Here is a 20,867-nt window from a genome sequence, read left to right as displayed (position 1 = left end):
GGGTCAGCCCTCTAGTGCGGGCCGACCGCAGCAAATGCCCAAGGATTCGTCCCAATGAAGATCATGGCCGCCAATTCGAACCTGCCGCTTGCCCGTGCGATTGCAGGCTATCTCGAAATGCCTCTCGTCGATGCCCAGGTGCGGCGTTTCGCGGATGAGGAAATCTTCGTGGAAATCCACGAGAACGTGCGCGGCGAGGACGTGTTCGTCGTCCAGTCGACCAGTTTCCCGGCCAATGACAATCTGATGGAACTGCTGATCTGCATCGATGCGCTGAAGCGGGCATCGGCGCGGCGGATCACGGCGGTCGTTCCCTATTTCGGCTATGCGCGGCAGGACCGCAAGCCCGGCCCGCGCACCCCGATCTCGGCCAAGCTGGTGGCGAACCTGATCACCGAGGCGGGGGCCGACCGCGTGCTGGCGGTCGATCTGCACGCCGGCCAGATCCAGGGCTTCTTCGACATTCCGACCGACAACCTCTTTGCCGCGCCGGTCATGGCGGCGGATATCCAGGCCCGGTACGGCGATCAGGATCTGATGGTCGTCAGCCCCGACGTGGGCGGCGTGGTGCGCGCCCGCGCGCTGGCCAAGCGGCTCGACAATGCGCCGCTGGCCATCGTCGACAAGCGCCGCGATCGCCCCGGCGAAAGCGAAGTGATGAACATCATCGGCGAAGTCTCGGGCCGCCACTGCATCCTGATCGACGATATCGTCGATTCGGGCGGCACGCTGTGCAACGCCGCGCAGGCCCTGCTCGATCAGGGTGCAGCCTCGGTCGCGGCCTATATCACCCACGGCGTGCTGTCGGGCGGCGCGGTGGCCCGCGTGGATGGCTCGTCGCTGAAAGAACTGGTCATCACCGATTCGATCCGGCCGACCGATGCTGTCCGCGATTCGGAAAAGGTCCGCATTCTGCCGATCGCGCCGCTGATCGGCGAGGCGGTGCGCCGGATTGCCGATGAAAGTTCGGTCAGCTCGCTGTTCGACTGATCCCGTTTTCGCCGCGCGCGGCCTATCGCGCGCGGCGTTTCAGACGGGCTCCGCGTCGGGATCGCGCCACGGGCGCGGTTCGTCGCCGGACAGGCGTTCGAGCAGTTCCAGCCTGCGCGACTGGCGGATTTCCAGATTGATCCGCAGCAGCGGATGCGCGCCCTTGCGCAGCTTGCCCGGCGTCATGCCGAAGAACTGGTGCATTTCGCGCGTGAGGTGGGACTGGTCGAAATAGCGCAGATGCAGTTCGGCCTCTTCGTCCTCCATGGCGATGTTGAGCAGCGCCGCCGCCATGTCGAGCGCCCGCGCACGGCGCGTGGCAAAGCGCGGTGACACGCCGAACTCGCGCCCTATCACCCGTTCCAGCGTGCGCCGCGTGATCCGGTGGGCATCGGCAAAATCATCGAGCGAGGCCCCCGGATCGGTCAGGCAGAGCGTCTCGAAATCCTGCACTATCGATGGCGGGCGGGGCGGGCCTATCCGGGCGAATTCGGCGGCCAGATGGTCTTCCACGCTGGCGATCCAGGTGATGGCATCATCATCCGGGGCAAGGTCGGGCACGGGCACCTTTTCACCGATCGCACTGTCGAGCAGCATGACTTCGTCGGTCACCGTGCCCGGGTCCGGCAGGCGCAGATCCCGCGTGCCCCCCGGCGCGAAATTGATGGACACCACCTTGAAGCTGCCGTGTGCAGTGAGGTCCATCCTCTTCGTATAGGGGCCGAAATACAGCGCCAGACCCTTTTCGCCCGGTTCGAACGTCTTCAGGCCGCTGGCAGTAGCGGCTGTCCACGGGGCACCATAGATCACCCGGATCAGCGGAAATTCGGTAAAGGCCCCGCAGGCTATGCTCTGGCCTTGCGGCAGGGAGACGGCGGTCACCCCGAGCCGTGCGATCCACGGCTGGAGACATTCGTTTGGCGCACGGTTGTGCGACAGGGGCATGCCCTCGGGTGTCGAACCCGTTGCCGACACCATGGCTGGCGGTGCGTTCTGCACGGTCATGACGGCGGCCTGTCGGCCTTCTTTTTACCAATAATCATCTGCGCCCCTTCAGTGCGACCCGAAGGGAGTTGGCATTTCCTTCACACCTTGACCAAAGCTCTCGACCTGTCAAATGCGCCTTATGGCTACCCCTTCTGATCTCGAACTCGCCAACCGCCTCGCCGATGCTGCCGGGGAGGCGATCCGTCCGCTTTTCCGCGGCGAATGGAGCGAGGAGCAGAAAGCGGACCGCAGTTTCGTGACCGAAGCGGACAAGGCGGCAGAGGCCGCGATGCGCGCCATTCTCGAGGCGGAGCGTGCGGACGACGGCATCATCGGCGAGGAATACGGGACGCGCAACGAAGGGGCGCGGCGCCAGTGGGTGCTCGATCCGATCGACGGCACCACCAGCTTCATCGCCGGTCGCCCGATCTTCGGCACGCTGATCGGCCTGCTGCAGGACGGTTTTCCCGTGCTCGGCATCATCGACCAGCCGATCGCTCGCGAACGCTGGGCGGGCCGGATGAGCGAAGGCACCACCTTCAACGGCAAGCCGGTGCGCACTGCGCCCTGCCGCGAACTGTCCGATGCCGTGCTGGGCACGACGAGCCCGCACCACTTCTCCGACCACGAGGCAGACCATTTCATGGGCCTCGCCAAGGCCGTGGCGGAACGCAAGATCATCTATGGCGGGGATTGCTACAATTACGGCCTCGTCGCCAGCGGCCATGTCGATATCGTCTGCGAAGCGGGCCTCAAGCTGCATGATTTCGCCGCGCTGGCCCCGATCGTCGAAGGCGCGGGCGGCCTGATGTGCGACTGGGCGGGCGAACCGCTGCATGCCGAAAGCGATGGCACCGTGCTGGCCATCGGCGATCCGGCGCGGCTGGAAGACGTGCTGGAGGCCATGGGCCACGACTGACCGGGCCTTACTGCTCCCGCCCTTTTCCCGGCTTGCGCGTTAGGATGGCATGACTCAGGAAACCACCATCATGATCACCGGCGCGGGCAACGGAATTGGCCGCGCCACCCTGATGCATTTTGCCGGCAAGGGCTGGAACGTGATCGGCCTCGACATGGATGCCGATGCGCTGGCCGAACTGCGGGACGCGCTGCCGCGGGAGAAAGCCCTGCTGCTCACCTGCGATGTCGGCAAGGAAGGCGAAGTCGCCCGCGCGTTCGAGCGGATCGATGAATGGCTGGATGGCCGCCCGCTCGATTGCCTGGTCAACAATTCGGGCATTGCCGATCCCTATTGCGGCCCGCTGGAAGATGTCGAGCTGGCGCAGTGGCAGGGGTGGATCGATGCCAGCCTGACGGCGGCCTTCCTCGTCAGCCGCGCGGCCATCCCCCTGCTGCGCCGCGCAGAAACGGCCAGCATCGCCAATATCTCCTCCACCCGCGCGGTGATGAGCGAGCCTGAAACCTTCGCCTATGCGGCGGCCAAGGGCGGGCTCGATGCGCTCACCCATTCCATGGCGGTGACGCTCGGCCCCAAGGTCCGCGTCAATGCGATCCGCCCCGGCTGGATCGAAACCGGGCCATGGCAGAAAAGCGCCGCGCGCTCGCATCCCGACCACCGCGACAAGGACCGCGACCAGCATCCTGTAGGGCGGATCGGGGCGCCCGAAGACATCGCCGCGGCGGTCGACTATCTGCACGGGGCGGGCTTCGTCACCGGCCAGCATCTCAATGTCGATGGCGGGATGACCGTCAAGATGATCTACGAGCACTGACCATGGCTGGCGGAAAACCACTCGAGGGCCGGATCGCGCTGGTCACCGGCGCGGCACGCGGACTGGGCTTTGCGATCGCACAGCGGCTGGCGGCGGACGGCTCCGAGGTCTGGCTTGGCGGGCGGGACGGATCGGCGCTCGAGGAGGCCTGTCACGCGATCGGCGGCACTGTCCGGCCGCTGGCCTTCGATCTGGCCGATCAGGCCCCGATCAAGAAGGTGTTCGGGGCCTTTTCCGGAACAGGTCTCGACATTCTGGTGAACAATGCGGGGGAGCGGGACCGGCGTCCGCTCGCGGAAATCGGGCGGGAGGACGTGCGGCGCCTGCTCGAAACCAACCTCGTCGCGCCCTTCGATCTCGCCCGCCACGCCGCCCCGCTGATGCGCTCCCGCGGCTATGGCCGGATCATCAATATCACTTCGATCGCCTCGCTGATCGCACGCGGCGATGCCTCCTATACCGCCAGCAAAGCCGCGCTGGACGGCCTGACTCGCGCCCTTTCCGCCGAGCTCGGGCCGGACGGGATTACCGTGAATTCGGTCGCCCCAGGCTTCGTGCTGACCGAGCGGAACGAGGAATGGTTCACCCGGACATCCGAGGTCGCCGACCACCTCAAGGGCCGCACCTCGCTCGGCCGCTGGGCGAGGCCGGAGGAAATCGCCGGCCCCGTCGCCTTCCTCGCCTCCCCCGACGCCTCCTACGTCACCGGCCATACTCTGGTCGTCGACGGGGGCTATGTAACCCACTTCTGACTTGCATTTGCGCGGAGAAGCGCTATTTCGCGCGCCTTCACCGACACGTGATTCTCAGCCGGCCTGGCGACAAGGGCTGCCAGGGCTGGTTCGAACGTGTCTCTGACAAAGGAGATGAAAATGCCCAAGCTGAAGACCAAGAGCGGTGTGAAGAAGCGCTTCAAACTCACCGCGACCGGCAAGGTCAAGCATGGTGTCGCCGGCAAGCGCCACCGTCTGTCCAGTCACAATGCGAAGTATATCCGCCAGAACCGCGGCACGACTGTCCTGTCCGAAGCGGACTGGAAAGCAGTGAAAAAGTGGGCGCCGTACGGCCTCGACTGATCGCGAAATAAGGAGAAAAAGATATGCCTCGCATTAAACGCGGCGTCACCACGCGCCAGAAGCACAAGCGGCTCCTAGATCAGGCCAAGGGCTATCGCGGCCGTCGTAAGAATACGATTCGCGTTGCTCGTCAGGCCGTCGAGAAGGCCGGCCAGTACGCCTATCGCGACCGCAAGGTTAAGAAGCGCAGTTTCCGCGCCCTGTGGATCCAGCGTATCAACGCTGCCGTCCGCGCAGAAGGCCTCACCTATTCGCAGTTCATGCACGGCACCAAGCTGGCGGGCATCGAGCTCGACCGCAAGGTCATGGCCGATCTCGCCATGAACGAAGGTGCGGCATTCAAGGCTATCATCGAACAGGCCAAGAAGGCGCTCCCCGCCTAAACAAAAATTCGATGGAAAATCAAAAAGCGAGCGTTTCCCAAAATGGGAAGCGCTCGCTTTTTTGTAATGTAAGCTGGCGCGAATATGAAAGTGTCGCTACAGTAGTCTTGTGAGAGAGGTTGCGACAAAGGGTCTGTCCGGGGCAGTAAATGTGCGCTTTTTTGCGCTGCCCGATGATCTCGCGAATTGCTTTAGCACTATTTACAAGGTGACTGTTCAGCCGATTCCTGGCGGAAAGGTCGATGATTGCTTGTTGCCGGAATGGGGCAACATGCGAATGGTTATCAAAAACCCCCCTACATTTACTTTGTCGACCGGCCGGGAAGTAACCAGCCACTTCGCGGCAACGGGCCCGCGCTCCCATCCGGTGAATTTCGAGGTCGGTCCCTGCACCTTGTGGGGCATGGCAATCCTTCCTGTCGGCTGGGCGAGATATGTCAACGCTTCGGCCAAGGACTGTGCGGACCGCGTGTTCGACGGCATGGCCCAGAGCCCGTTTTCCGGCTTCACTCCGCTCTGCAAGGAGCTGTGTGCCTCGCAAGCGTCGGAGGACGAAGACTTCGCCCGTATCGTCGAATTCTCTCGCGCACTTGCGCCGCCGCCAAAAGACGAGGCAAGAATAACGGCCATTCATACAGCGATGGCCGACCCTTTTCTGATCGAGGTGCCGGAGCTTGCGGACCGGATCGGGATGACCGTCAGGACATTGGAGCGGATGTGCGCCCGCTATTTCGGGTTCCCGCCGCGGCTCATGCTGCGGCGTCAGCGCCTCATCAGAAGCCTTACCGCGTTTCTTGCCGATGGCGCGCAGAACTGGTCCAGGACGATGGACAGGCATTATCACGACCACGCCCATTTCGTCCGCGAATTCCATAGCTTCATGGGCATGAGCCCCACGCAATATGCGCAAATGGATCATCCGATCCTCGACGCATTCGTAGCGGAGCGCCGCCGGATATGGGGCCTTCCGGCGCCGACTTCTGCCGATATTCCCGCCAGCACGACGCAAGCCGGTTAATCCGCCAGACCAGGCTTTAGCTATCGCGCCAATGCCGCTAGGGGCTGGCGGCAGACCTATTTTCTCCGAGAGTTAGATGACCGACCTTCTCACATTGCAGACCGATGCGCTTGCGCGCATTGCCGAAACCGCGGATGCCGATGCGCTGGAAGGCCTGCGGATCGAATATCTAGGCAAGCAGGGTTCCATTTCGGCCCTGATGAAAACTCTGGGCAAGATGAGCCCGGAAGAGCGGCAGGAGCAGGCGCCGAAAATTCAGGGTGCGCGCAGCGCAGTCACCGAAGCCATCGCTGCCCGCAAGGCGCAATTCGAAACGGAAGCGCTGGCGCAGAAGCTGTCCTCGGAAACGCTGGACCTGACCCTGCCCGCTCCGCAAGCGCCCAAGGGCTCGGTCCACCCGGTCAGCCAGGTGATGGACGAACTGGCAGAAATCTTCGCCGACCTCGGCTTCTCGGTCGCCACCGGGCCCGAGATCGAGGACGACTGGCACAATTTCACCGCGCTCAACATGGCCGAAACGCATCCCGCGCGCGCCATGCACGACACCTTCTATTTCCCCGATCGCGATGCCGACGGAAACCGGATGTTGTTGCGGACACATACGTCGCCGGTGCAAATCCGCTCCTTGGTAGAGCAGGGTGCCCCGATCCGCATCATCGCTCCGGGCCGCGTCTATCGCAGCGACAGCGATGCGACTCACACGCCGATGTTCCACCAGGTCGAAGGGCTGGTGATCGACCGCGATATCAACCTCGGTCATCTCAAATGGACGCTGGAGACGTTCCTCAAAGCCTTCTTCGAGCGCGAGGACATCGTGCTGCGCCTGCGCCCGTCCTACTTCCCCTTCACCGAACCGAGCGTCGAGGTCGATGTGGGGTGGCAGGATGTGAATGGCCGCAAGGTTCTGGGCGGAGACGGCGATGCGCCGGGCCATGGCTGGATGGAATTGCTCGGCAGCGGCATGGTCAATCGCCGCGTGATCGAATTCGCCGGGCTCGATCCCGACGAATGGCAGGGTTTTGCATGGGGACTGGGCGTCGACCGCCTCGCCATGCTCAAATACGGGATGGATGATTTGCGCGCCTTCTTCGACGGCGATTACCGCTGGGCCGATCATTACGGCTTCTCGCCCTTCGACCAACCGACGCTGTCGGCAGGCGTGGGAGCAGGCGCATGAAATTCTCCGTCGAATGGCTCGAATACTTCCTCGATACCGACGCATCTGTGGCGGAGATCGCCGCCGCGCTGAACCGGATCGGCCATGAGGTCGAAGGGATTGAGGATCCCGCGGAACGGCTGGCCGGGTTCCGTGTCGCCAAGGTTCTGACCGCTGCCAAGCATCCCGATGCCGACAAGCTGCAGGTCCTGACCGTCGACACGGGCGAGGGCGATCCGCTGCAGGTGGTCTGCGGCGCGCCCAATGCGCGCGCCGGGATGAAGGGTGTGCTGGGTCTGCCCGGCGCAGTCGTGCCCGCCAACGGTATGGAGCTGCGCAAGAGCGCGATCCGAGGGGTCGAAAGCAACGGCATGATGTGTTCGGTTCGCGAGCTCGAGCTGGGCGACGAGCACGACGGGATCATCGAGTTGCCGGAAGATGCGCCGGTCGGGCAGAGCTTCGCAGATTATCACGCAGCCTCTCCGATCCTAGATGTAGCGATCACGCCCAATCGTCCCGATTGCATGGGCGTGCAGGGCATCGCGCGCGATCTTGCGGCGGCTGGCCTTGGCACGCTGAAGCCGGTCGAGGCGGATGATGTCGCCGCCTCCGGACCGTGCCCGGTGGAAATCAGAACCGACGATCCGCAGGGCTGCCCGGCGTTCTATGGCCGGGTCATCCGCGGGGTGGACAACACCAAGCCATCGCCCGAATGGATGCAGCGCCGCCTGATCGCGGCGGGCCAGCGGCCGATCTCGGCGCTGGTCGACGCGACCAACTATCTCATGCTCGCCTTCGGGCGCCCGGCCCATGTCTATGATCTTGCCAAGCTTTCGGGCGGCGTCGTGGCGCGCCGGGCGAAGAACGGCGAAACGGTCGAGGCGCTGAACGAGAAGACCTACACGCTCGACGACACGATGACTGTCATCGCGGACGATGCGGGTGTTCATGATATCGCCGGCATCATGGGCGGCGAGCATTCAGGGGCGACGACAGACACGACCGACGTGCTGCTCGAAATCGCCTATTTCGATCCCGAACGCATCGGCGTAACGGGCCGCAAGCTGGGCCTCGCCTCCGACGCGCGCACGCGCTTCGAGCGCGGCGTCGATCCGGCATTCCTCGATGAAGGGCTGGCATTTTTGACCAACCTGATCGTCAAGACCTGCGGCGGCACGCCGAGCGAGGTCGTTCGCGCCGGTCAGCCGCCGGTTGAGGCGCAGGTGATCGCATTCGATCCTATGCTGACAGCGCGGCTAGGCGGGGTCGAGGTTGCCGACGATACGCAGCGTGCCATCCTCGAATCGCTCGATTTCGCCGTCGGTGCCGACTGGTCGGTGACCTGTCCGCCGCGCCGCCATGATATCGAAGGCGCTGCCGATCTGGTCGAGGAAGTGGTCCGCATTTACGGGCTCGACAAGGTAGAGAGCGTGCCGCTGCCGCGTCAGCCCGGCGTTGCCCGGCCGACCGCAACCCCATTGCAGAAGCTTGAGCGCAAGCTGCGCCGTGCTGCGGCGGCGCGCGGGCTGAACGAAGCGGTCACCTGGTCCTTCCTGCCGACCGGAGATGCCGCGCATTTCGCGGAGGATGCCGACGCGCTGTGGGTGCTCGACAACCCGATCAGCGAAGACATGAAGGCAATGCGGCCCTCGCTTATCCCCGGCCTGCTTGCAGCGGCCAAGCGCAACGCCGATCGCGGCGCAGCTGGCGCACGTCTGTTCGAGATCGGACGGCGCTATTTCCGCGGCAAGAACGGCGCGAGTGACGAACGGCCGACGCTGGGTGTTGTCCTCGCCGGACAGAGGGACTCACGTGGCTGGGCGCAGGGCAAGGCACGCATGTTCGATGCCTATGACGCGAAGGCCGAAGCCATGGCGCTGCTCGAAGCGGCGGGCGCACCGGTTGCCAACCTGATGGTCATGGGTGAAGCGGGCGAGCAGTTCCACCCCGGCCAGTCGGCCACCCTGCGGCTCGGCCCCAAGAACGTGCTAGCCCGCTTCGGTGCGCTTCACCCTGGCACACTCAAGGCCTTCGATGTCGATGGCCCAGTGATGTCGGTCGAGCTTTTCCTCGACGCAATCCCGGCGAAGAAGGGCAGTGCGGGATTCGCCCGTCCCGCCTACAGCCCGCCTGCCTTGCAGGCGATCACGCGCGACTTCGCTTTCCTCGTGCCCGCCGATCTCGCGGCCGCCGACCTGGTGCGCGCGGTGAAGGGCGCGGACAAGCAGGCCATCGTCGATGCACGCGTCTTCGATGTCTTTGCCGGGCAGGGTGTGCCTGAAGGCAAGCTCTCGGTCGCGGTGGAAGTGCTGCTGCAGCCGGGCGACAAGAGCTTCACCGATGCCGAGATCAAGGCGGTCTCGGACAAGATCGTGGCCGCTGCGGCCAAACAGGGAGCGGAGTTGCGCGGATGAAGACGGCATTTGTAACCGGCGCCACTGCAGGCATTGGCGAGGCAACCGTGCGCACGCTGGTGGCGAGCGGTTGGCGCTGCATCGCCACCGGGCGGCGCAAGGAGCGGCTCGAGGCGCTGGTCGATGAACTGGGTGCAGACAAGGTCCATCCTGCCGTATTCGACGTGCGCGACAGCGAGGCCATGGATGCGGCGATTGCCGGGCTTCCCGAAGAGTTCGCCGGCATCGACCTGCTGGTGAACAACGCCGGTCTCGCGCAGGGCCTCGCCCCGGCGCAGGAGGCCAGTCTCGATGACTGGCATACCATGATCGACACCAACGTGACGGCGATGGTCGTGCTGACCCGCAAGCTGCTGCCGACGCTGATCGAGCGCAAGGGCGCGATCATCGCGATCGGCTCGGTCGCGGGCAATTACGTTTACCCGGGCGGTAACGTCTATGCCGGGTCAAAGGCTTTCGTGAACCACTTCACACTGGCCCTGCGCGCCGACCTCCATGGCACCGGTGTGCGCGTGACCAGCATCGAGCCCGGAATGGTAGAAACCGAATTCACCAAGGTCCGCACCGGCAGTCAGGAAGCCTCTGACGATCTCTACCGCGGCGCTGATCCGATGACAGGCCAAGACATCGCCGAAATGATCAAATGGGTCGCCGAGCTGCCGCCGCATCTCAATATCAACCGGCTCGAACCCATGCCGGTAAGCCAGGATTTCGCCGGCTTCCGGGTGGCGCGGGAACATCGCTAACCGTCACCCCCGCGCAGGCGGGGGTCCAGCTGACCTTTCCGCCAATTGAAAAGTGATCTGGATTCCCGCTTTCGCGGGAATGACGAGGAAAGTTAAATGTCCAACCGCCGTACCTTCGCCATCATTTCGCATCCCGACGCGGGTAAGACCACGCTGACCGAGAAGCTGCTGCTGACCGGCGGCGCCATCCATCTGGCGGGCGAGGTCAAGGCGCGCGGCGCGGCGCGGCGGGCGCGGTCTGACTGGATGAAGATCGAGCAGCAGCGCGGCATCTCAGTGACCAGCTCGGTCATGACCTTCGAGCGTGACGGGATCACCTTCAACCTGCTCGACACGCCTGGTCACGAGGACTTCTCCGAAGACACTTATCGTACGCTGACCGCGGTCGACAGCGCCATCATGGTAATCGACGCGGCCAAGGGGATCGAACCACAGACGCGCAAGCTGTTCGAGGTCTGCCGTTTGCGCAGCGTGCCGATCATCACCTTCGTCAACAAGGTGGATCGCGAAGGCCGCCCGGTTTTCGAGCTGCTCGACGAAATCGCCGATATGCTGGCGCTGGACGTGTCGCCGCAGATGTACCCCGTCGGCATGGGCGGCGAATTCCAGGGCATCCTCGATTTCTCGAGCGGCGAAGTCGTGGTGCCGGAAGGCCCGTCGAAGGAATTCAAGGGCAAGCGGGTGGAGAATTTTGATCTCCCCGAAACAATCGAAGAAAACGTCGAACTGGCACAGATCGGCTATCCCGAGTTCGACCTTGAAGCCTATCGAAACGGCGATCTGACGCCCGTGTATTTCGGATCGGCGCTGAAGAATTTCGGCGTTACCGAATTGATCGAGGCGATTGCGAAATATGCCCCGCCACCACGCCCGCAGCCGGCCGGTGAAGAACAGGTTGATCCGGATCGCGACGAGGTGACCGGGTTCATCTTCAAAGTTCAGGCCAATATGGATCCGAACCACCGCGACCGCATCGCCTTCATGCGGCAGGTGTCCGGCACCTTCAAACGCGGGATGAAGCTCACCCCGTCGGGATTGGGGAAGCCCATTGCGATCCATTCGCCGATCCTGTTCTTCGCGCAGGACCGCGAAGTGGCCGACACCGCCGAGGCAGGCGATATCATCGGCATTCCCAACCATGGCACGCTGCGAGTGGGCGACACTCTCAGCGAGAAGAACCAGCTCCGCTTCACCGGCCTGCCCAATTTCGCGCCGGAAATCCTGCGCCGCGTCCAGCTGGCCGACCCGACCAAGACCAAGCAATTGCGCAAGGCGCTGGACGATCTGTCCGAAGAGGGTGTGATCCAGGTGTTCTATCCTGAAATTGGCGGGCAGTGGATCGTCGGCGTGGTCGGTCAGCTCCAGCTAGACGTGCTGATCAGCCGGCTCGCGGCCGAATACAAGGTCGAAGCGCGGCTGGAAGCGTCTCCTTTTTCCACCGCTCGCTGGCTCAGGGGTGATGCCAAGGCGATGGACGAATTCGAGAAATTCAACCGCTCGAACCTCGCAAAGGACCGCGATGGCGATCTTGTTTTCATGGCGAAAAGTCCGTGGGACGTGAATTACCAGGAAGAAAAGAATCCTGAACTCACCTTCTCCGCCACCAAGGAGCGGTGAGCTTGAATCATTCGTGATGCCATTGCAAAGCAAGGCATGACGCTGACCGGCCCCACTTCGCAAACCTTCGTCTCGCAACGCCTGCGGTTGAATTATCTGGACTGGGGCAATCGCGGCAAGCCTCCGCTGATATTGGTGCATGGCGGCCGCGATCACGCGCGCAGTTGGGACTGGGTGGCAGAGCAATTGCGCGACGACTGGCATGTTGTGGCGATGGATCACCGCGGTCACGGCGATTCAGACTGGGTTTCCGATGGCAATTACCTGGTCAGCGACATGGTCTACGATCTTGCCCAGCTGGTTCACCAGCTGGGTGTCGGTCCGGTAACGATCGTGAGTCACTCGATGGGCGGCAACGTATCGCTCCGATATGCCGGGACTATGCCCGACATGGTCCGCAAGATCGTGGCTATCGAGGGGCTGGGCTCCAGCCCCAAGCGGCAGGCCGAAACGCGGGAGAAAAGCTATCCCGAACGCATGGCCGAATGGATCGGCAAGAAACGCGCCGCTTCGGGCAGGACCCCGCGCAAATATGAAAGCATCGAGGCGGCATTCGCCCGGATGATCGAGGAAAACAGCTATCTTTCCGAGGAGCAGGCGCGCCACCTCACGATCCATGGGGTGAACCGCAATGAAGACGGCACTTACAGCTGGAAGTTCGATCCGCACCTCAACGTATGGCAGGTCGAGGACGTCGCGGATGAATTCATCCACCAGACCTGGTCGGCGATTTCCGCACCCACACTGCTCCTTTACGGGGCAGACAGTTGGGCTTCCAATCCGGAAGGCGACGGCAGGCTCGATCATTTCTCCCATGCAGAAGTGATTGAATTCGAAAACGCCGGACACTGGCTACATCATGACCAGTTCGATCGCTTCATGAAGACCATTCGCGATTTTCTTTGACGATACTGGCACCAGAAAGTCATCACGCGCATTGGGTTAACTGTGCGTCTGACGTTTGCCAGTTATAATATTCACAAGGCCGTGGGCCTGGATCGCAAACGCGATCCGGAGCGGATTTTGTCTGTTTTGCACGAAGTAGATGCAGATATCATAGCGCTGCAGGAGGCAGATCGCCGCATTGGTGCGCGCGAGTCGTGTATTCCCCGCTCCGAAATTGATGACAGCCCATGGCGCCTCATCGAAGTGGCAAAGCGGCCGCGGAGCATTGGGTGGCATGGCAATGCCCTGCTGGTGCGGCGCAAGTTCGAAGTAAATGGGGCTGAGGCGCTTGATTTGCCCACGCTGGAACCGAGAGGTGCGGCGTGCGGCGAGGTGACAGTGGGCGGAACGCGTATCCGGATTATTGGAACCCACCTCGACCTGTCCGGCCTTCGCCGCCGCGATCAGATCAGAACTCTCGTGCGGTATGTGGAGAAATGCGAGAGGGGGTTGCCGACCGTGATCATGGGCGACTTCAATCAATGGGGCCGCGCCACGGGAGCGATGCGGGAATTCTCGAGGCGCTGGACCGTCATTACTCCAGGTAGGAGCTACCCTTCGCGTCAGCCTCTCGCCACGCTCGATCGCATTGTCGCCACGCATCATTGGTCCTGCAGCGACCATGGCGTGCATCGCACCGGTCTGTCATCCGCGGCATCCGACCATCTACCAATTACTGCGACCCTCGATTTGACTAAAAAGTAACCAGTTGCCCAAATATAAGGCAACAAATGTCGCGATTATGGCTGCGAACTTGTAACTTTACGCCATTTCCGTCTTGGCACGCGTCTTGCTGTCAAGTTCTGACCGGTGCTTGGGCCGGGAGGTTAGCAGGGGGTGAGCGGGTGAAATTCATCATCGCAGTCATCAAGCCGTTCAAGCTTGACGAGGTGCGTGAAGCGCTTGGGGGCATCGGCGTGGCCGGAATGACGGTCACCGAGGTCAAGGGTTTCGGCAGGCAAAAGGGCCAGACGGAAATATACCGCGGCGCCGAATATTCGACCAATATGCTGCCCAAGGTGAAGCTTGAGATCGCCGTAGCTGATGATCTGGCCGGCCAGGCTGTCGAAACGATCCAGCAGACCGCCAGCACCGAAGCCATCGGCGATGGGAAGATATTCGTCTTCGACCTCGCCAGCGCAACCCGCATCCGTACCGGTGAAACCGGTGAAACCGCGCTTTAAGGGATTCTCAGACATGAAACGCTCGCTTCATCGCATCGCCCCGCTGGCGCTTGCCGGGTTGGTGCTGGCCGAACCGGCCCTTGCCCAGGAAGCTGCGCCGGCTGCCGCAGAAGCCGTCGGTGGAGGCACGGCCTATATTTTCAACACGCTATTATTTCTCATTGGCGGGTTTCTTGTCATGTGGATGGCGGCAGGTTTCGCCATGCTCGAGGCAGGACTGGTTCGCTCCAAGAACGTTTCGGTACAGTGTCTGAAGAACATCGGCCTGTATGCCATCGCCGGACTGATGTTCTGGGTCATCGGGTATTCGATCGCCTATCCCGGTTTCGAAGGCGGCTACTTCGGTATCGCCAATTTCCCTTACGCCATGCAGGGCGTGGGTGAAGCCGACACAGGTACGGGATACTCGGTCGCTTCGGACTGGTTTTTCCAGATGGTGTTCTGCGCCACTACCGCCTCCATCGTGTCGGGTACCGTGGCCGAGCGAGTCAAACTGGTTCCCTTCTTCGTTTTCGTGACGATCCTGACCGGCTTCATCTATCCTGTGATCGTAAGCTGGGAATGGGGCGCTGGATGGCTGGATGCCATGGGCTTTTCCGACTTTGCCGGCTCGACGCTAGTCCATTCAACCGGTGGATGGGCGGCGCTCATGGGTGCGCTGATCATAGGCCCGCGGCTCGGCCGTTATGCCAAAGATGGCAAGATGGCAGTGTTTCCTGGTTCCAGCATTCCGTTGGCGACCCTTGGTACCTTCATCCTTTGGCTCGGCTGGTTCGGTTTCAATGGCGCATCACAACTCGCCATGGGTACGGTGGGCGATGTCTCCGACGTGTCGAAGATCTTCGTGAATACCAACATGGCCGCTTGCGCCGGGGTGGTGGTCGCGATCATCTTCACTCAGCTTCGCTATGGCAAGGCTGACACGACCATGGCGCTGAATGGAGCGCTGGCAGGGCTTGTCGCGATTACCGCCGAGCCGCTCACTCCCAATGTGGGCATGGCTATCATCATCGGCGGCATCGGCGGCGCGCTTCCCGTCATCTTTGTCCCCATCCTGGACAAGCTGAAGATCGACGACGTGGTCGGCGCCATCCCTGTCCACCTCATGGCCGGAATTTGGGGGACGCTCGCAGTGCCGCTCACCAATACTGAGGTGCCCTTCGTTGCCCAGATTACAGGTGTGGCCGCGACCGGTATCTTCGTCAGCATTGTTTCCGCTCTGGTCTGGTTTGCCCTGAAAGCGACCATCGGCCTTCGTCCGAGCGAAGCGGAAGAAATGGCGGGCCTGGACCTCGGGGAGACCGGTATCGAAGCCTATCCCGAATTCACCCGCACTACATGATCAACAGTTTGGCGGGGCCGCCACCTCTCTCCAGCTTCGGGCGGCCTCGCCTACCTATGTTCCTCCTGCGAACACCGACTATTGAATGGGCCGAGATGAAATACTCTCGGCCCTTTTTTTAAATAACAGACTGATAAATAAGTCAATTGTGCATATTATAATACAGGTATAAGTGTAGAATCGCCCGCTGATACTTGGGGTTGCAGCGCGCTCATCAGGGAGGATGTGATGACAATTAGATCTATACATGCACACGTACTTTACCGAGCTACCCTATTGTCAGGAGCAGCTTGGCTGGGGATGAGTACACCCGCCTTGGCCCAGGATGCGGAAGCACGGGTCACCTCGGATGCCGTTGCCGTACCCGAGGCCGATTCTCAGGCGATCATCGTCACCGGAACGCGGCAAACCAACCGGTCCGCGGCCGATACGGTGGCTCCTGTCGACGTGGTCGGGACAGATGAACTGAACAATACGGCAAGCAGTGACATCGGGAATGTGCTCCGGGTGTCGGTGCCATCATTCAACGTGGGCACCCAGCCGATCTCCGATGCGGCTACTCTCGTCAGGCCTGCTAACCTGCGCGGGCTTTCTCCCGATAACACGCTCGTCCTGGTGAATGGCAAACGCATGCACCGCGCCGCGGTAATTGCGTTTCTAGGAGGCGGGATATCCGACGGCTCGCAGGGGCCGGATATCTCGGTCATCCCGGCGATCGCAATCAAGCAACTTGAAGTTCTGCGCGATGGCGCGTCCTCGCAATACGGTTCCGACGCCATTGCCGGCGTCCTCAACTTCATCCTCAAGGATGCCCCTGAAGGTGGAACGATTTCCGCTCAATGGGGTGAGACCTATGAAGGCGATGGCGATCAATATACGATTGGCGCCAACATCGGCCTCGGCCTTGGAACCGGCGGGTTTATCAATCTGTCAGGGGAATATGGCGAATCCGACGCCACCTCCCGCTCGGTACAGCGTGACGACGCGGCTGCACTAATTGCCGCCGGAAACACAGCCGTTGCAGATCCCGCGCAGATCTGGGGTCAACCAAACGTCAACGACGACACGAAATTCTATGCCAACATGGGCTACGAATTCAGCCCTGCGGTCAATTTTTACGCCTTCGGCAACTATGCCGAACGGAATGTCGATGGCGGTTTCTATTTCCGCAACCCGACCAATCGCGGGGGCGTCTATGCGGGGCCGACTGTCGATCCCGCTACCGGTCAGCCACTGGCGGAAGAGGACGGCGGGGTGCCCTCGGTACTCGTCGGGGATCTATCGATCGATACCGCTGGCGACTGTCCTGCCGGAATTCCTTTGACTGCGGGCGGCGGTCTCATTCCTGACCCGACGATCCTTGCGCAGGTTCAGGCGGACGATAATTGCTTCAGCTTCGTCGAGATCTTTCCGGGCGGTTTCACGCCCCGCTTCGGGGGCGACGTCGAGGATTATTCCGTAGCAGCCGGCTTGCGCGGGCAGCTGTTCGGCGGGCTGGATTATGATCTCAGCTATCGCCACGGACGAAACAAGACGTCTTTCCAGATACGGAATACAGTCAACGCGTCCCTAGGCCCCAACACTCCGACTACCTTCAATCCGGGCGGTTATGCACAGACGGAAAACGTCGTGAATCTGGATCTGGGCTATGAAGTTCCGCTGGGCGAAGGCAGCGTCTATATTGCCGCTGGGGCCGAGTATCGAGACGAGGAATTCACGATCACGGCGGGCGATCCGGAATCCTTCGAACTTGGCCCATTGGCACAGCCTACGGCAGCCTATCCGATCGGCCAGGGCTTTTCGACCAGTTCGAACGGTTTCCCCGGCTTTGCGACGAATGCAGCAGGTTCGAGCAAGGAAGACAACAAGGCAGCCTATATCGACATCGAAGCAGACCTCGTCGATGCGCTGACGCTCCAGGGGGCCGTTCGGTACGAAGACACGAAGAGCTTCGGCGACACCGTGACTTGGAAACTCGGCGGACTTTACAAGCTCAGCGATGCGTTTCGTCTGCGCGGGACCTACTCAACCGGCTTCCACGTGCCGACGGCTGGGCAGGCCAATGTCATCAATGTCACCACGCAGTTCTCGGGCGGAACGTTGCAGGACGAAGGTACCTTCCCACTCAACAGCCCCGCTGGCTTGATCGCGGCGGACTATGTGCAGAACAGCTTGGGGCTCGATCGGCCAACCCTTGGGCCCGAAAAAGCGGACAGCTTCACGCTGGGAATTGCGGGCGATTTCGGGGACTTCACTGTCACGCTCGACTATTTCAACATCAAGCTGAAAGACCGCATTTCTCGCTCTTCCACCATCAATTTCCCTGCCGCACTCTGCTATCTCGCAGAGGCGGATGGTGTGGCCACGAACTGTCCGGCAGATTACAACGCGCCGGACGCGGACCTTCCATCACCTGCTGAACTGCTCACTCAGCTGGATGCGGCAGGATCTTTGAACCGGACCGACTTCACCGGTTTCGAGGATCTGGTGGCGTTCACCTATTTCAACAACGACTTCGATACACGCACTCAGGGCCTCGATTTCGTGGCCAACGCCCGTCTCTATCCGATTGAAGGAGGCACTACGCGGGCGACCCTGGCCATCAATTATACCGATACTTCGGTGACCGACGTCGGAGAAACCATCTCCGATACGCGCGTACGCCAATTGGAAGAGGGTCTTCCGAAATGGAAGGGCTTCCTCAATCTGACGCACGAGCAAGGGCGTTTCCGGGGGCTGCTGCGAGCCAATTATTTCGGCAGCTATTACGAAGCCTACCTCGAGGATTCGACATTACCGATCGATGCCGGTGCGGAAGTGACTTTCGATGCAGAGCTGGGCTACGAAGTTATCGACGGTCTCGAAATCGCCGCTGGCGCCCAGAACCTGTTCGACAACTATCCCGACTTGAATCCCTATTCGGGAGTTGCGGGGGGCAAATATGGCGAACGTTCGCCATTCGGCTTCAACGGTGGAAGCTATTACCTCCGCGCACGCTTTCAATGGTAACAGTAAAGCCATTTTGCTGAAGAAGAGGGGCGGCCGTAACGGTCGCCTCTTTTTTGCGAGAGATACCATGCTGACTATCCGGCTTGCCCGGCACGACGACGAAGACTCGATCTCCGAACTCATGACCCTGGCGATAGAAAAGCTGCAGAGCGGCTATCTGAAGCCCGAGCAGATCGAGGCATCCAAAGGCGGGATGGGGCTGGATGCCATGCTGATCGCGGATGGCACGTATTTCGTCGTGGAAGCGGATGGCGCGCTGGCTGGGTGCGGTGGCTGGTCGCGCCGCGCGACGCTTTACGGAGGAAATCATACCGTTGGAAGGGACCCGCGCTTGCTGGACCCCTCGACCGAGCGCGCCCGCATCAGAGCGATGTACACCCACCCAGAACATGTCCGTAAAGGCGTCGGCAGATTGATCCTGGAGCGCTCCGAGGCCGCAGCACGCGAAGAAGGGTTCAAGGCTCTCGAAATGGCAGCCACCATGGCGGGAAAGCCGTTCTACCTGCGCTGTGGCTATACGGTGGAAAGCGAGTGGGAGGACACCAATGGTCCGGTGGCATTCCCGCTCGCCACGATGACAAAACGGCTTTGATGCAGAACGGCTCGTCGGAAGTCAGCGATCCAAAACAGTATTGACGAACTCTGCGCACCGCTCGCCGATCATGATGCTGGGCGCGTTGGTATTGCCGGACACGATTCTGGGCATGATGCTGGCATCCGCGATCCAGAGGTTCTCAAGGCCTCTGAGTTTCAATTGCGGGTCGACGACATCGCTTTCGTCCGGCCCCATCCTGCAAGTTCCCACCGGATGATAAACCGTGTCGGCGCGGTTGCGGATCATCTCATCCAACTGCGCATTGTCGTCGAGATCGACCGGGTGGCGGTCACGCGGGTCGAAAGCCTGAAGCGCGGGTGAGCCGGCGATGCGCTGCGATAATCTCACTCCTTCGCGAAGGGTGGCGATATCGCGATCGTCGGCCAGAAAATTGGGATCGATGCGTGGGCCATCTGATGCATCCCGGCTTGCCAGCCGCACTGTCCCCCTGCTTTCCGGCCGCAAAACGCAGGCATGCAGGGAGAAGCCATAGCCTTTCACCTTGGTGCGGCCATGGTCCTCCAGCATCGCAGGAACGAAATGCCATTGAATGTCCGGGGCGGGCGCATCGGGCATAACGGTCCAGAACCCTCCCGCTTCCGCATAGGGAGTTGTCATGATGCCGGTGCGTTTTCGACGATGCTCGATCAGCGCCTTGGCCATGCGCAGTGTGCCGGCGAACGTGCTGCCGATCAGCTGCGCATCCTCGGACCGCCAGCTCGAAACGTAATCTATATGGTCCTGCAGATCCGAACCGACCGCAGGCTTGTCCGCGACAATCTCTATCCCGTGGTCTCTCAGATGCTCTCCGGGGCCGATGCCCGAAAGCATCAGAATTTGCGGCGTATTGAAGGTGCCTGCGGAAAGCACAACGCCCCCGCGAGCTTTCACCGTGCGGCTGCGCTTCCCGACCGAATAAGTGACACCAATTATGCGCCCATCGTCGATCTCCAGCTTCTGGACAGTGACGCCGATACGGACATCCAGGTTTTTCGAGCCCCTCAGCGGATCGATATAGGCACGCGATGATGACCAGCGCTCGCCATCCTTCTGGGTGACCTGGAAAATTCCGAAGCCTTCCTGACGCGCACCGTTGAAATCGTCGTTGCGCGGCAATTGCAGCTGGGTTGCCGCCTCGACGAAGGCATGGCTGGCCGGGTTGGCATAATGCTGGTCGCTCACCCAGAGCGGGCCATCCCCGCCGTGATATTCGCTTTGCCCGCGCGTATTGTGTTCCGCTTTCCTGAAATAAGGTAGGACGTCGTCATAGGCCCAGCCCTCGCATCCCAGAGATGCCCAATTGTCGTAATCCCAGCGGTTCCCGCGGATGTAGACCATTGCATTGATTGCCGAACTGCCGCCAAGGCCCTTGCCGCGCGGCTGATAGCCCACCCGTCCGTTGAGCCCCTTCTGAGGCACGGTCTCATACATGTAATTGGCTTTGGGGTTCGGTACTGCGAACAGCCCCGGGGTGGTTACGCGCAAGCCGGTGTTCCGGCCTCCGGCTTCCAGCAGACACACCGTCTTTCCAGATTGCGCCAGCCTGCCGGCGACAGCGCTTCCACCACTTCCACCGCCGATAACGACAACGTCGAATTCGCCCATATTCTCTTCTCCCGAGTCGGGAGGTTAGGCAGAGGTGGCGATGCCTGCAATCAGGTTTTCAACTGCA

At 61.6% G+C, this 20,867-nt stretch carries 19 protein-coding genes; 17 read left to right on the top strand and 2 right to left on the bottom strand.

Going from position 1 to position 20,867, the window contains the following annotated elements:
* Positions 1-54 precede the first annotated feature (54 nt).
* Positions 55-990 carry a ribose-phosphate pyrophosphokinase gene (locus K3175_RS12400; RefSeq protein WP_221543687.1) on the top strand — a complete coding sequence of 312 codons (936 nt, stop codon included), beginning with the start codon at positions 55-57 and terminating at the stop codon, positions 988-990.
* Positions 991-1,029: 39 nt separating this feature from the next.
* Here K3175_RS12400 and K3175_RS12395 read toward each other — a convergent pair whose 3' ends face one another.
* A complete protein-coding gene (locus K3175_RS12395; protein ID WP_221543686.1) occupies positions 1,030-1,995 on the bottom strand; it encodes a helix-turn-helix domain-containing protein in 966 nt (321 codons plus the stop codon).
* A gap of 121 nt (positions 1,996-2,116) precedes the next feature.
* Between K3175_RS12395 and K3175_RS12390 the strand changes: the two genes are divergently transcribed.
* From K3175_RS12390 to K3175_RS12315, 16 genes are all read left to right on the top strand, one after another.
* On the top strand, positions 2,117-2,896 hold the full coding sequence (locus K3175_RS12390; protein WP_221543685.1) for an inositol monophosphatase family protein: 780 nt from the start codon (positions 2,117-2,119) through the stop codon (positions 2,894-2,896).
* Positions 2,897-2,945: 49 nt separating this feature from the next.
* Positions 2,946-3,710: an SDR family NAD(P)-dependent oxidoreductase gene (locus K3175_RS12385; protein ID WP_221543684.1), complete on the top strand. Its 765-nt coding sequence runs from the start codon at positions 2,946-2,948 to the stop codon at positions 3,708-3,710.
* A 2-nt stretch (positions 3,711-3,712) separates the two neighbouring features.
* Positions 3,713-4,462, top strand: coding sequence for an SDR family oxidoreductase (locus K3175_RS12380; protein ID WP_221543683.1), 750 nt, complete (start codon positions 3,713-3,715; stop codon positions 4,460-4,462).
* A 120-nt stretch (positions 4,463-4,582) separates the two neighbouring features.
* Positions 4,583-4,786 (top strand): 50S ribosomal protein L35, encoded by a 204-nt coding sequence (rpmI, locus tag K3175_RS12375; RefSeq protein WP_221426156.1) that lies wholly within the window; start codon positions 4,583-4,585, stop codon positions 4,784-4,786.
* A gap of 23 nt (positions 4,787-4,809) precedes the next feature.
* Positions 4,810-5,169, top strand: a complete 360-nt coding sequence (rplT, locus tag K3175_RS12370) for a 50S ribosomal protein L20 (RefSeq protein ID WP_221543682.1) — start codon at positions 4,810-4,812, stop codon at positions 5,167-5,169.
* 403 nt (positions 5,170-5,572) lie between these two features.
* Positions 5,573-6,187, top strand: coding sequence for a helix-turn-helix domain-containing protein (locus K3175_RS12365; protein ID WP_221543681.1), 615 nt, complete (start codon positions 5,573-5,575; stop codon positions 6,185-6,187).
* Between the two features lie 76 nt (positions 6,188-6,263).
* Complete coding sequence (pheS, locus tag K3175_RS12360) at positions 6,264-7,364, top strand: phenylalanine--tRNA ligase subunit alpha (protein ID WP_221543680.1); 1,101 nt, start codon at positions 6,264-6,266, stop codon at positions 7,362-7,364.
* Positions 7,361-9,757, top strand: a complete 2,397-nt coding sequence (gene pheT / locus K3175_RS12355) for a phenylalanine--tRNA ligase subunit beta (RefSeq protein WP_221543679.1) — start codon at positions 7,361-7,363, stop codon at positions 9,755-9,757. The genes pheS and pheT overlap by 4 nt, the downstream gene beginning before the upstream one ends.
* On the top strand, positions 9,754-10,503 hold the full coding sequence (locus tag K3175_RS12350) for an SDR family NAD(P)-dependent oxidoreductase (protein ID WP_221543678.1): 750 nt from the start codon (positions 9,754-9,756) through the stop codon (positions 10,501-10,503). Before pheT ends, K3175_RS12350 begins: the two co-directional genes overlap by 4 nt.
* A 96-nt stretch (positions 10,504-10,599) precedes the next feature.
* Complete coding sequence (locus tag K3175_RS12345) at positions 10,600-12,120, top strand: peptide chain release factor 3 (RefSeq protein ID WP_221543677.1); 1,521 nt, start codon at positions 10,600-10,602, stop codon at positions 12,118-12,120.
* A gap of 36 nt (positions 12,121-12,156) precedes the next feature.
* Positions 12,157-13,026: an alpha/beta fold hydrolase gene (locus K3175_RS12340; protein WP_221543676.1), complete on the top strand. Its 870-nt coding sequence runs from the start codon at positions 12,157-12,159 to the stop codon at positions 13,024-13,026.
* Between the two features lie 42 nt (positions 13,027-13,068).
* The gene (locus K3175_RS12335; protein ID WP_221543675.1) at positions 13,069-13,770 is read left to right on the top strand and encodes an endonuclease/exonuclease/phosphatase family protein; all 702 of its coding nucleotides are present in this window, start codon (positions 13,069-13,071) and stop codon (positions 13,768-13,770) included.
* A gap of 140 nt (positions 13,771-13,910) precedes the next feature.
* A complete protein-coding gene (locus tag K3175_RS12330) occupies positions 13,911-14,249 on the top strand; it encodes a P-II family nitrogen regulator (protein WP_221543674.1) in 339 nt (112 codons plus the stop codon).
* Between the two features lie 13 nt (positions 14,250-14,262).
* Positions 14,263-15,591 (top strand): ammonium transporter family protein, encoded by a 1,329-nt coding sequence (locus K3175_RS12325; RefSeq protein ID WP_221543673.1) that lies wholly within the window; start codon positions 14,263-14,265, stop codon positions 15,589-15,591.
* A 300-nt stretch (positions 15,592-15,891) separates the two neighbouring features.
* The gene (locus tag K3175_RS12320; RefSeq protein ID WP_221543672.1) at positions 15,892-18,600 is read left to right on the top strand and encodes a TonB-dependent receptor plug domain-containing protein; all 2,709 of its coding nucleotides are present in this window, start codon (positions 15,892-15,894) and stop codon (positions 18,598-18,600) included.
* A 67-nt stretch (positions 18,601-18,667) separates the two neighbouring features.
* Entirely contained in the window at positions 18,668-19,192 is a 525-nt protein-coding gene (locus K3175_RS12315; protein WP_221543671.1) for a GNAT family N-acetyltransferase, read from the top strand.
* A 21-nt stretch (positions 19,193-19,213) separates the two neighbouring features.
* Here the strand turns inward: K3175_RS12315 and K3175_RS12310 are convergent, their stop codons facing one another.
* Entirely contained in the window at positions 19,214-20,800 is a 1,587-nt protein-coding gene (locus tag K3175_RS12310; RefSeq protein WP_221543670.1) for a GMC family oxidoreductase, read from the bottom strand.
* Positions 20,801-20,867 lie beyond the last annotated feature (67 nt).

The sequence above is a fragment of the Qipengyuania aestuarii genome (assembly GCF_019711535.1).
Taxonomy (GTDB): Bacteria; Pseudomonadota; Alphaproteobacteria; order Sphingomonadales; family Sphingomonadaceae; genus Qipengyuania; species Qipengyuania aestuarii.
This window is presented reverse-complemented; position numbering and strand designations above follow the sequence as displayed.